Annotated in this window: 12 protein-coding genes; 9 read left to right on the top strand and 3 right to left on the bottom strand. The window is 51.0% G+C overall.

Annotation, left to right across the window (positions count from 1 at the left end; all coding sequences use genetic code 11):
- The 3 genes from AB1690_07815 to AB1690_07825 all read right to left on the bottom strand — a co-directional run.
- Positions 1–818: AI-2E family transporter (locus tag AB1690_07815; GenBank protein ID MEW6015214.1), on the bottom strand; the 818-nt coding region annotated here is incomplete at its 3' end.
- Positions 819–1,640: 822 nt separating this feature from the next.
- The gene (locus tag AB1690_07820) at positions 1,641–2,513 is read right to left on the bottom strand and encodes a YihY/virulence factor BrkB family protein (GenBank protein ID MEW6015215.1); all 873 of its coding nucleotides are present in this window, start codon (positions 2,511–2,513) and stop codon (positions 1,641–1,643) included.
- A 143-nt stretch (positions 2,514–2,656) separates the two neighbouring features.
- A complete protein-coding gene (locus AB1690_07825) occupies positions 2,657–3,265 on the bottom strand; it encodes a PEP-CTERM sorting domain-containing protein (GenBank protein MEW6015216.1) in 609 nt (202 codons plus the stop codon).
- A gap of 360 nt (positions 3,266–3,625) precedes the next feature.
- Here AB1690_07825 and mnmE point away from each other — a divergent pair, with 360 nt between their 5' ends.
- The 9 genes from mnmE to AB1690_07870 form a co-directional block, all read left to right on the top strand.
- Positions 3,626–5,068 carry a tRNA uridine-5-carboxymethylaminomethyl(34) synthesis GTPase MnmE gene (gene mnmE, locus AB1690_07830; protein ID MEW6015217.1) on the top strand — a complete coding sequence of 481 codons (1,443 nt, stop codon included), beginning with the start codon at positions 3,626–3,628 and terminating at the stop codon, positions 5,066–5,068.
- Positions 5,069–5,078: 10 nt separating this feature from the next.
- Positions 5,079–6,953 carry a tRNA uridine-5-carboxymethylaminomethyl(34) synthesis enzyme MnmG gene (mnmG, locus tag AB1690_07835; protein ID MEW6015218.1) on the top strand — a complete coding sequence of 625 codons (1,875 nt, stop codon included), beginning with the start codon at positions 5,079–5,081 and terminating at the stop codon, positions 6,951–6,953.
- Positions 6,954–6,965: 12 nt separating this feature from the next.
- Positions 6,966–7,604: an RsmG family class I SAM-dependent methyltransferase gene (locus tag AB1690_07840; protein MEW6015219.1), complete on the top strand. Its 639-nt coding sequence runs from the start codon at positions 6,966–6,968 to the stop codon at positions 7,602–7,604.
- A gap of 85 nt (positions 7,605–7,689) precedes the next feature.
- Complete coding sequence (locus AB1690_07845) at positions 7,690–8,448, top strand: AAA family ATPase (protein ID MEW6015220.1); 759 nt, start codon at positions 7,690–7,692, stop codon at positions 8,446–8,448.
- A complete protein-coding gene (locus AB1690_07850; GenBank protein MEW6015221.1) occupies positions 8,445–9,293 on the top strand; it encodes a ParB/RepB/Spo0J family partition protein in 849 nt (282 codons plus the stop codon). The genes AB1690_07845 and AB1690_07850 overlap by 4 nt, the downstream gene beginning before the upstream one ends.
- A 1-nt stretch (position 9,294) precedes the next feature.
- On the top strand, positions 9,295–10,083 hold the full coding sequence (locus AB1690_07855) for a M23 family metallopeptidase (protein MEW6015222.1): 789 nt from the start codon (positions 9,295–9,297) through the stop codon (positions 10,081–10,083).
- Positions 10,084–10,099: 16 nt separating this feature from the next.
- Positions 10,100–10,495 carry a polymer-forming cytoskeletal protein gene (locus AB1690_07860; GenBank protein ID MEW6015223.1) on the top strand — a complete coding sequence of 132 codons (396 nt, stop codon included), beginning with the start codon at positions 10,100–10,102 and terminating at the stop codon, positions 10,493–10,495.
- Positions 10,496–10,742: 247 nt separating this feature from the next.
- Entirely contained in the window at positions 10,743–11,747 is a 1,005-nt protein-coding gene (locus AB1690_07865; protein ID MEW6015224.1) for a MoxR family ATPase, read from the top strand.
- 60 nt (positions 11,748–11,807) lie between these two features.
- Positions 11,808–12,288 (top strand): hypothetical protein (locus tag AB1690_07870; GenBank protein MEW6015225.1); only part of this gene is annotated, 481 nt, incomplete at its 3' end.

Genomic DNA, 12,288 nt, shown 5'->3' on the forward strand with positions numbered 1-12,288 from the left:
GACCCGCTCAAAATCAGGTACAATCCGGCCGGGATATAGATTAAGAACGGACCGACCAGCGGAAGAAACGCCAGGAACGCCATGATTGCCCCCCAGAATACCGCCGAGTCAATTCCCATTATGGCGAAAAGTATTCCTCCCAGCGCCCCCTGTATTATTGCCATCGCCACCCCACCATACATGGTTCCTTCCACCACCTCTTTCATATAAGCATAAGTTATGTTCACTTTCTCCGGTTCCAGCGGCGTCAACCGCTTGAGATACGCGACCACTTTGTCGCCGTCGCGGAAAAAGAAAAACATCGTGAACAGGGTCAGAATGAACTGAAACAGAGTCTTGGTGATATCGGCAAGCACCGAGGTCGCCTTGGCGCCGATAATCTTGCTGACTGTGGCAACGGCATCCTTAATTACCGAATCAAAATCGACATTGGCTAAATCGGGATAGACCGAAAGCAGACGGTTCTTTATCCCTTCGATAAACGGAAGATATTTGGAAAAATAGATTTTCAGTTCGCCGCTCTGGTAGGCGTTGTTGATTCTGGTGAAGGCATCGGAGGCTTCCCCGACCAGCGACGCCAGAAGATAAAGCGCCGGACCGATAATCACAAAAAAGATTATCACGCAGGTTACAAAAGAGGAGATATTGGGCGACTTGATTTTCTTCCCCACCCGGCGATACAGAGGGAAAAAAACTATCACCAGCACTCCCCCCCAGGCAATCGGAGCAAAGAACGGCATCATCAATTTGTAGAACAGAAAAAAGAAAATACCGGTGACCAGAAAGAACAGGGCTATTAGAAAATATTCTTTTTTCATAGTAGTTCTGATGCTTCAATAATTATAATTGAGGAGTCCCCCCATTTAATCAACAACAATTTTCTTCGTTATTGTTACTCATCCCCATTATATTAGAGGGTATATGTTCCTAATAGTATGAGAGGGTAGATTACGTGAGCATAAAGAATTTCCTTGTTAAGAATAAGTCGTGGGTCATGTTCATCTTGGGAACCCTTGTGGGGTCAGGGTCATTATGGCAATGGAAGCAAGTCCAAATAAACCAGGGAGTTTATGATCTCCAGTGCACCCAACAGATTCTGGATTTGTATCGTGAAGTCAATACTCGCTTTGTTGAGCTTCTTGAATTGAGAAATCAGTATGTGAGGTCACGTGTCATCACTAACAAACCTGACCTAACCACTGAGGAACATGGCATGAGAGCGAGAATTAAAATGCTAGAAGGTGAGATAATTACATTTGAGAGAAATCTCGCAAATTGGGAAAATCGTAAACCCAGAGACCTCTTTGGGAATCTCCCACCCATGCCGCCGACTCTCAGGGCTTTGGACAATGATTCCGGGATTACTCTTGAGATTAGGCCTTTTTGAATAGCGTAGATCATAAATTACTCAAATCATAATCATGGAATTTCTTATCCAAAACAAACTCCGCCTCCACTACCCGCCGGTGGCGGTGATATTCCTGTTGCGTCAGTTCTTAGGTTCGAATCCTTTTCCTGTTGCGCCACTTCCTACTCCCGACTCCTGTCGGAACGAGAACTGACGCCCCGGTGCCCCACCGCCTTGGTCGCCGCGGTGACTTGCGGTGGGACTTGAACACAACATGACCTTTCCCGTTGCGTCACCTCTCCTCCCGCCTCTCCCGATACAACTGCCCAATCTCCGCCCCAACTATAAATATCACACAGGAATAAAAAACCCACAACGCCACCACCACGACAAAAACATATACCCCATATATCTGCTTCAGATTCGCCATATTGGTTATGTAATACCCAAAAAGCCTTCGCGCTATCTCCCAGAATAACGTCGCCCAGAAGGCGCTCACCGCCGGAACTTTCAACCCGAGACGGGCATACGGTATCAGATAATAAAAAATGAAAAAGCAGACAAAAATTATAAGGAAGGATAAAGCGGCGATGAAAAGATTCTCTCCCTGGCCGAACCGAAGCAGCTTCAGCCACTCAAACCGCACCGCCATCCCGCGGGAGATATCCAGAAGCGGAAATAGAAGGGTCGCGACCAGAAAGAAGAAGATAACCAGAAGCACCATCCCCAAATCTTTCAACTTTCCCCGAAGAAAATGCTCCTCCCGGTCAATCTTGAAGATACTGTTAAGGACAGTTCGCAGGCTGCTGAAAAGTCCGCTTGCCGCAAAGAACAATCCCACCGCTCCTACCAGTCCGGCCACCCCGCGATATGCCTTAAACTCTTCAATCCGCTGATACAGAAAATTTTTGACAAAAGAGGCGTAACGGTCATACGGAATCATCCGCTCTATCGCCGCGTTAATCTGCGTCTCCAGCGCGGCATTCTCCAGGATGGCGCCGAGTATCGAGAAGATTATCAGAACGAACGGAATGACACAGAGAAAAAGAGAAAACGCCAGCCCGCCTCCCAGCAGGATAACATGACGTTCATCGGCCCGCCGGAACAGCCCAAGAAGATAATGCTTCAGAAAATCCGTGACTGATTTTAACTCCAATCGCGCCATCCCTCACTCCTGACCTGAGTAACAATCTCTCTTCAATATATGCAGTCAAGAGATATATGCCAACCGTCGAAGATATCTTCCACCAATAAAAAACCGCCGCTGATTTTATCAACGGCGGTCTTCCGATTCTGCTTCGGATGCACTTACTTTCTACGGCGCATCAATCCTAAACCGGACAGCCCCAGCCCGAAAAGGGCCAGCGTGGCCGGCTCCGGAACGACATTGGAACTTCTATAATCAATCATCAGGCATGCCTGATCGATACGAAGTTTCCGCTCGCCGGCATAAACTGTTACATCCAGCGGACTGTTATTCCAGAAATCCTGGACATCAACATTTGTCAAATCGAAGTAACTGTCATCGTACGACCAGCTGTTGAGCGGGTCCCAATTCCAGGTTCCCTCAATACTGACAGCATTGTTGTTTTCATCCACCAGAGCGGCATTGACCCAAAGTTTCGCCCTCAGAATGATATCAGGCGGAACCCGCAGACCCTCCGGAAGAGTATGTCCCCAGGTCAATGAACTCGGATACCCGTTGTAACCGTCGCCGGATATGAACGCTCCGATACGCCCCGGATTGGCTTCCGGGTCGTAAAAGGTGACACAGGAGGCGAACATATAACGATGATCGTCTTGGTAAAATCTCCAATTCCTGGAAATCTCCTCAACCATCACCGGAGCGGCAAGAAGTTGCGCCGGAATGGCCAGTACGAAAAGAATCAAAACCAGTCTAACCAACGATTTGGCCATTATATTTCCCAAATTAAAGGTAAATAGTATAGCTCAAATAAGCAATTCCCGTACCTTAACATAACCAATTAACTTTCAACATGATAACTGTTTTGGCTCGAACCACTTGTTCATTTTTTGAGCAATTCCCGTTATATTATATGCAATTCGATGCGTATCTGAAAGAGCCTTCCTCGGCAGAAAAACATCCCGGGTGCTATAAACTTAAGTTTATACGTCACACAATCTGCATTCTTTGTTATATCCGAGTTCATCAATCCCTCCATTTTTGAAACTGTTCAGATATCGCGCTTCTCCCAGACCATAGCCACCCGCGCGACGTCTCTCAATTAGAGAGCAATATAGTCCATTATAAGAGTCTTGATTTTCCCTCTGACTACCGCTATCATTGTAACCATTAGAAAGGAGTCCTCGATTCAAATCAGGAATGACGATACCATAGCGGCGATAATCACCCCTCCCGGGGAAGGCGGCATAGGCGCCATCCGAATCGCCGGCCCGGAGACTTCCAAAATCCTCACCCGCATTTTCCGCCCCGGCGAAACCCGCGACACAACTCTTCGCCCTTTTCATCTCTATTACGGGCATATCGTGGATAATGATGGCGACGTTATTGATGAAGTCACCGCGGCGGTCATGCCCGAAGGACACTCCTACACCGGACAACTCCAGGCGGAAATATTCTGTCATGGCGGGCAGTTTGTGTTGCGACGAATTCTCGAAGAGATCCTGCACAAAAATGCCCGGGCCGCCGAACCGGGGGAGTTTACCCGGCGGGCTTTTCTCTCCGGGAAAATCGACCTGGCGCGAGCCGAAGCGGTCGCCGACCTAATAGCATCCAAAACAGACTATTCCTACCGCGTCGCCCGCAATAATCTCCTGGGGCGTCTCTCTCTGGAAATCGACTCGGTCCGAAATGCGATTATCGACCTTCTGGCGGAAATAGAAGCCGCCGTTGATTATCCTGAAGAGGAGCTGGAGACGGCGGGCTACCCGGCGCTGGTTCGGTCACTTGGGGAAACCATCAAAACTATCGAAAACCTGACAAAGAGTTATCGAAGCGGCAGAATCATCAAAGAAGGATTCAAAATCGCCATTGCCGGCCGACCCAATGCCGGCAAATCCTCGCTCTTCAATCTCCTCCTGAATCAGAATCGCGCCATCGTTGCCCCGATTCCCGGCACCACCCGCGACTATCTGTCGGAATGGATTGACCTTGATGGTCTCGCGGTCCAGTTGACCGATACCGCCGGCCTGCGCGGCAAAGCTGGCATTATCGAAAAAGCGGGGCAGGCATCAGCACAGAGAATTATTAAGGAATCCGACCTGGTTATCTGGCTGGTAGATATCACCCGCAAAGGGTGGCAAAAAGAGATTCAAGCCGACCTGAAAAGCCTGTCAAATAGAAATATCTTATTACTATACAACAAGATAGATATTGCAAAAAAACTCCACGGAGAAACCCTGAAGTCACCTGATTTCCCTCATCCGCGCTTCCCGGTTTCCTGCCTCACCGGGGAGGGAATAGCGCATTTTCGCAGACACTTAAAAACTGTTACCAGTGCCGAGCTGCCGGACTTAACTGACCGCCTGGTCATAACCTCCGAAAGGCATCAGACAAAACTGAAAAACGCCTGCCGTCATTTTAAAAAGGCCCTTCAGTCTCTAAAAAAACAACTCTCCCCCGAATTGACTGCCTTTGACCTCCGTCAGGGATTAAACGAGATTGACGAAATCACCGGAAGAGTTTATAATGAGCAGATCCTTGACCGTATCTTCTCGAGATTCTGTATAGGAAAGTAGATTGTTTGTCGTGAAACATTTTGACTTTGACATAATCGTGGTGGGTGGTGGACATGCCGGGGTTGAAACCGCCTTGGCGGCTTCCCGCATGCGAAAAAAGGTCGCCCTGGTAACTATGGACCGGACCCGTCTGGCTCTTATGTCCTGCAATCCGGCCATCGGCGGATTGGGGAAATCCCATATCGTCAAAGAGGTTGACGCCCTCGGAGGCCTGATGGGAAAAGCCATCGATGCCACCGGCATCCAGTTCCGACGCCTGAATCTTTCGCGTGGTCCAGCCGTCTGGTCTACCCGCGCTCAAGCCGACAGAATCGCCTACAATGATTTTGTCTGCCGGTTTGTTGGACAGGATAAGAATATTTCGGTTATTGAAGCCACCGCCGGCGCCTTCCTGGTCGAGGATGCCCGAGCCGTTGGGATTGAAACTGAAGATGGCAAAAAGATTTTTTCCCGCGCCGTCATCGTCTGCTCCGGGACATTCCTCGGAGGCTTGATACATATCGGAGAAAAACAGATTCCGGCCGGTCGCCGGGGCGAAAAAGCGGCATATCGGCTGAGCGAATCTTTTCGGTCTCTCGGTTTCGAGGTGGGACGACTCAAAACCGGCACCCCGCCCCGTCTTGATGGCAAAACTATCGATTTCAGCCGCTGTGAAATCCAACCAGGTGATGAACCAATCCCATTTTTCTCTTATACCACAACACCTTATCGGCTGGAGCAAACCCCCTGTCACTTAACCTACACGACCGACAAAACCAAAGCGGTTATCCTTGAAAATCTCCATCGCTCCCCCATGTTCTCCGGCCAGATAAAATCCCGCGGTCCCCGTTATTGCCCCTCTGTCGAAGATAAAATCTTTCGCTTCAAAGATAAGTCGCGCCATCAGATTTTCCTCGAGCCGGAAGGGAACGGCACTGATGAGATTTATCCCAACGGCTTTTCAACCTCGCTCCCAGAGGATGTACAGGAAAAAGCGATTCGGACCATCATCGGACTGGAGGAAGTTCAGATTACCAAACCGGGGTACGCCGTGGAATATGATTATTGCCCCTCACACCAGATCAAAGCCTCTCTTGAGACCAAACTGGTCGAGCGTCTTTTCCTTGCCGGGCAGATAAATGGAACCTCTGGCTATGAAGAAGCGGCTGGACTCGGAATCATGGCGGGAATCAATGCCGCGCTGGCTATTGAGGGCGAGCCGCCCTTCATACTTGACCGCGCTACCGGTTATATTGGTGTCATGATTGACGACCTCGTCACGCATTCAACTACCGAGCCGTATCGGATGTTTACCTCCCGTGCCGAATATCGTCTCGGCTTGCGCGAAGACAACGCCCGCGACCGGCTCTTCCCGTATGCTCAAAAATATGGTTTGATTCCGCCGGAGGATTATTCTCTCTTTGATACCCTCCGTCTCCAGACCACGGCAACTATCAAAGCGCTGAAAAAGCAGTCGCTCCCGGTCTCGCGGCTTGATGGCCTCTCGCGATTTTTTTGCAAGCGAGAGTCTGTAACCCTGGCAGAGTTACTCAAGGTCCCCGGCATTTCGACAGCAGACATTCTCCCGTATTCTCATGACGTCATTAATGATAACGGGATTTCAGCGGACGCCCTGGAGCGCGCCGCGATTATGCTGAAGTATGATGGGTACATCCAGAAACAGGAGCGGGAGGTGGAACGCTTCCGCAAAATGGAGCAGGATATCATTCCACCGTCATTCTCATTTGAAAATCTGACCGGCCTCCGCAACGAAGCCAAAGAAAAATTCCTCCGGTTTCGACCCGGCTCTCTCGGACAAGCCAGTCGCATCGAAGGAGTAACCACCGGCGACCTGGCGGCCCTTTCCATCCATCTCAAGAAATACCGCTCCGGTATCCGGACCTGAAAGGAATCATCCTTGCCTGATTCAGGAGCGAAGCCATCCCTTGCGCCCCCTCTTTTTCTGACCGGGGAGATACTTGCCAGGTATGACCCTGACAGCGCCATAGACCTTTTTCTGAAAGATATCCTCGAATTCAATACTAAAGTGAATATTGTTTCACGTGAAACAAACCTCCCTGATCTCCGGAAAATCGCCGCTGATTGCCTGATTCCTTATGAATTCCTTCCTCCACCGCGGGGAAAATTCTTCGATATCGGAAGCGGCGCCGGCTTCCCCGGTATCATTCTTCTTCTGGCTTTTCGCGGTATCGAGGGGGTTCTCTTTGAACGAACCACGAAAAAAGCCCGCTTCCTCGAATCGCTGCAGAAAAAATATTCTCTATCGGCGGAGATTATCAATGCCAACTTCATGGAGACCTCATCGTCTCTTTCCCATTCCTCCTTCGATGCCGCCACGATGAGATATGTCCGCCTCGATAAGCCGCTCCTGACTCGAGTTCTTTCGCTTCTTCACCCTCAAGGACATTTCATCTATTATTCCTCAATAGAATCAAAAACTCCTGCCGCCAAAGCGCTTCAACCTGCTGTCTATCATTATTATCTCGATGACAGAGAAATTCTCCGCAGCTTTGCCGTATTCACACCGGCGCCCTGAAAGATTATCCTTGCCCAATTCATTTAAAACCCTTTTAATAGTCACCTATGAATAATTTTGGTCGTAACAACATTTGAGGTCTAACGTGGCGCGGATAATGGCAGTGGCTAATCAGAAAGGGGGAGTCGGCAAGACCACTACCGCCGTCAATCTCTCTTCCTGTCTGGCGGTGGCCGAAAAGAAAACCCTCCTAATTGATATCGACCCCCAGGCTAATACCACCTCCGGGATGGGCGTCGATAAGGCAAAAGTGGCATCATCGGTCTATGATGTCCTCATTGGCAGAAAGACCATGCTGGAGGTGATAATGCCGACCGAATTGTCCTTTTTGAATCTCGCCCCCTCCTCCATCTCGCTGGTCGGCGCCGAGGTGGAACTGGTCTCCCTGTTCTCCCGCGAACGAATCCTGGCGCAGGCGCTGGCGCCCGTGCAGGAACAGTACGATTTTATTATCATCGACTGCCCGCCGTCGCTGGGACTTCTCACCATCAATGCCCTTACCGCCGCTCACTCCGTCCTGATTCCGATACAGTGCGAATATTACGCCCTGGAAGGGCTGGGACAGCTTCTTCACACCATACAACTGGTGCAGAAAAATCTCAATCCCGGCCTGGAGATTGAAGGGGTGCTGCTGACCATGTACGATGGACGGCTCAACCTTTCCCGTCAGGTCGCCGAGGAAGCCCGCAAGTTTTTCAGTCAGCGCGTTTATAATACGGTTATCAATCGAAATGTCCGGCTCTCTGAAGCCCCCAGTTTCGGGAAACCGATAATTCTCTACGACATTCTATCCACCGGCGCCGAAAACTATCTGGCGCTGACCAAGGAGGTACTCAGCAGATGAGCGGCAAAGTGGTTCTGGGGCGGGGGCTGGAAGCCCTGATACCGTCCCAGGAGGAAACAGCCGGCGGCGGTTCCTTTCGCCAGATACCGGTCAATATGATAATCCCCAATCCGGCGCAGCCGCGGCGGAACTTTGATGACGTTTCTTTGCAGGAGCTGGCCGAATCGTTTAAAACCCAGGGAGTGCTGCAGCCGATTATTGTCAAGAAGAAAGATAACGGATATATCCTGATTGCCGGCGAGCGGCGTTTTCGAGCCGCCCGTCTGGCGGGACTGGAAAAAATTCCCGCTCTCCTGATGGATGAAACCAACGAGACCGACATGCTCCAGATGGCCCTGGTCGAAAACATCCAGAGGGAGGACCTCAATCCTCTGGAAGAGGCGGAGGCGTTTCGCCGTCTCATGGATGAATCCCGCCTGACCCAGCAGGAACTGGCCGCGCGGGTCGGCAAGAGTCGCACCGCCATCGCCAACATCGTCCGCCTGCTGAATCTTCCCGAAAAGGTCAAAGAACTGATTCGCGCCGGAAAATTGACCGAGGGGCATGCCCGCGCTATACTGGCGCTTGATGACGAACTGTCGCAGGTCAAACTGGCGGAGCGGATTGTCGCCGACAATCTCACCGTCCGGATGGCCGAAGAATCAATAAAGGTCTTGAGAAAACGGAAATCCCTGCCGAAAAAGAGACTACCGGCAATAGTGGAGCTGGAAAATCAGCTCAAACAGATTCTCGGGACCGCCGTCAAAATCACCCCCGGCTTTAAACGGGGGAAAATCGAAGTGGAATTTTACGGCGAAGAAGACCTGGAGCGGCTTTTGGACTTGTTTAAAAAGATTCGTCAGTGAAATGGGACAGGTAAAATATTACAGCCTGATGATTGTGCCGGAAGGGGTGGAAAAACCGTTCGGCATCAGAGTGAAATCATGGATATTCAAAGTCCTGGTTGCCGCGGTGGTGCTGCTGGCGGTCGCGTTGATTATCATATTCACCTCTTACGGGCGGATAATGATGCGGGCGGCCGACGCCGATCGGCTGGAAAAGGAAAATGAATCGCTTAAGTTGTATAAGTACAAATTGGCTCTACTGGAAGAAAATATGCGCGATACCCGCGCCGTGGTGAGCCGGATCGCCTTGCTGGCCGGCATCAATCTGGAACTGCCGGAATTGCCGCCCGATTCGGTCATCTTCGCCGAACTGGAGGAGCAGATGGCGGAAAATGAAGAAGGGCAGCTGGAAATCAGCCGGGAGTCGTTCGGCGGCATGCCGCTGAAAGGATATATGACTCGCGGCTACTCCGATGGCGAGACCGATTTCCATCCCGGCGTCGATATCGCCGCCGCCATCGGCACCCCCGTCTATGCCATCGCCAACGGCACTGTCACCTATGCCGGATACGACTCTACCTACGGATTAATGGTAATTCTGGAGCACCGTGACAATGTGGAAACAGTCTATGGTCACAACAGCGAACTCTTTGTCGCTGTCGGCAGCGAAGTCTTCGCCGGAACACGAATCGCCAATACCGGCAATACCGGCAAATCGACCGCGCCGCACCTTCATTTCGAAGTTCGCGTCAACAGAAAACCGGTTAACCCTTTAAAATATATTGCGGAACATGAAATATCAAACCAGTAAACCAGAGGGCGGAATAATGAACACCCTTATTGGCAAAGATACGGTCTTTACCGGGACCTTGGATATCAAGGGAGCTGTCAGGATTGACGGGACCGTCAAAGGAAAGATCATCTGCTCCGATACCGTTACGGTCGGCGCCGGGGGATATGTAGAGGCAGAAGTCGAGGCGGTAGCCGCCGTGGTCGCCGGAAAGATTGTCGGAAATCTGGTCGCCTCTGAAAGAGTCGAACTACAGGCAAAGTCTGATGTCGAAGGCGATATCAAGACCAAATCCCTGATTGTGGAGCAAGGAGCGATCTTCTGCGGTTCCTGCCGGATGAAAGATGGGAAGCCTGGATTCGGATTCCTTCCGCCGGAAAAAGAGGAAGAGCCGCTCTTCACGGCCGGAAAGAAGCAAACTGATGACAAATAACCCCCTTTCAGGGATATCTACATTCTGTGGATAAGCTTCTGATTTTGTGGAAAAGACGCTAACCTCCTGATTCCGTGAATATTGGGGTATCAAAATGAATCCCGCAATTGCCTTCTTTTCCACAACTGATAATCTTTTTTGGACTTATCTGTAGAAGTACGGATATAATCATATCGATATCAGGGGAGGTCCCCTTATTGAAATTGACCAACCCGTGTATGAAATGCCGTCTCATAGAAAGGTATAAATGGTTGTAGCCAATAATAATGACCTCGTTGCCGTTGAAGAACTTAAGAGGTCTCATGACGCCATCAAGAAGGAAATCGCCAAGGTAATTATCGGGCAGGAGCGAGTCATCGAGCAACTTCTGATTGCCCTGCTCTCATCTGGTCACTGCCTGCTGGTAGGGGTGCCCGGCCTGGCAAAGACCCTCCTTATCTCAACATTAGCCAACATCTTAGACCTCAAGTTCAATCGTATCCAGTTCACCCCTGACCTGATGCCCTCCGATATCACCGGCACCGAAATTATCGAGGATGACCACGCTACCGGCAAGCGGGCTTTTCGATATGTCAAAGGTCCTGTTTTCGCTAATGTCATTTTGGCAGATGAAATCAACCGAACTCCGCCAAAAACGCAGGCGGCGTTGCTACAGGCTATGCAGGAACACGAGGTCACTGCCGCCGGGCAGACTTTCAAACTTGATGAGCCGTTCTTTGTGCTGGCTACTCAGAACCCGATCGAACAGGAAGGAACCTACCCGCTTCCCGAAGCCCAGCTCGACCGGTTCATGTTTAATATCTTTGTCGATTATCCCTCGGAGCAGGAAGAACATCAGATAGTCAAAACCACCACCGTCACCGCCCAGCATTCTCTGGACAAGATTCTAAATGCCGCCGAGATAATATCGCTTCAAAGACTGGTGCGACGAGTGCCGGTCTCCGACCATCTCATCCAGTACGCGGTCGATATTGCCCGCGCTACCCGTCCTGATAACGGCTCGGCTCCCGACTTCATCAAGAACTGGGTCTCCTGGGGGGCCGGTCCCCGCGCCTCGCAATATATGATACTTGCCGCCAAAACCCGGGCAATTCTGGATGGACGGCCCACCCCCGGTCCCGATGACGTCCGCTTTGCGGCGCTTCCGGTGCTGCGGCATCGCATCGTAACCTCCTTCAATGCCGAAGCCGATGGCGTCGATACTATCGCCATTGTCAACAAAATCCTCGAGACCGTCAAAGTCCGCGGGTAGCGCGATAGCTTGCTCATGAAGACTTTATGGAACGGAATCCAATAGAGACAGGAGCGGTCTATGTTTAACGATTTCAATCTGACAAAACTGCCGCCCTACGGAAAACTCTTTGTAGGGCTGTTTACTTTTCTTATGCTGGCGGTCTTCCTCTGGGCGACAACGCTGGCAACGGTGGAATCGGGCATCTTCGGGCATCAAGAATCGGAAGAGTACGACTATCAGGCTGACATGGAAACCATCCTCTCCGATGACCAGGCCGTTACCGCCCCCGACTGGTCCGACTCCGGCGAGCAGGAGCCGATTGATGAATCAAACGCCGAGGAATTCACCGAGCCGGGGGAAGAGTCAGCCTGGGAGACATTTGAAGATAATCTCAAGCTCTCTCATGTTCACCTCAACGGTCATACGGCGCTCTTCTTCGGGCTGGGAGCCATCTTTTTGTTCAGCACCGTGTCACCGCGCGCCAAAAAACTCTCCCTCTGGATTTTCGGCGTCGCCATTTTCCTGCACGCCGTCGGACTGGCCGGACTCGATTCCTGCA

It is taken from the genome of Candidatus Zixiibacteriota bacterium, from assembly GCA_040753495.1.
Classification (GTDB): Bacteria; Zixibacteria; MSB-5A5; order GN15; family PGXB01; genus DYGG01.